1 protein-coding gene is annotated in these 240 nt (G+C 53.3%); it reads right to left on the bottom strand.

Annotated elements, in window-relative coordinates:
* A partial coding sequence (locus SB658_RS27085) for a glutamine amidotransferase-related protein (RefSeq protein ID WP_410603612.1) occupies window positions 1-240 on the bottom strand: 240 nt, incomplete at both ends.

Here is a 240-nt window from a genome sequence, read left to right as displayed (position 1 = left end):
CCAGCGGATTTTGCAGGCCGTTAAAAATCGTCTGGCCGTCATGCATAACTTCTGACGTTTTGCCGTGCATGAGCCGCTCTGCTCTGACGACATCGCCGCCGAATACTTGCGCAATCGACTGATGTCCGAGACATACGCCGAAAATAGGAATACTGCCGGCAAAATGTTTGATGGCTTCGAGGCTGATCCCCGCTTCATCAGGACTGCACGGCCCGGGAGAAATCATTAAGAAGTCCGGAC

This window comes from Bacillus sp. SIMBA_008 (assembly GCF_046535495.1).
Taxonomy (GTDB): Bacteria; Bacillota; Bacilli; order Bacillales; family Bacillaceae; genus Bacillus; species Bacillus subtilis.
Note: the sequence above shows the minus strand (reverse complement) of the source record. Positions and strands in the feature narration are given on the sequence as shown.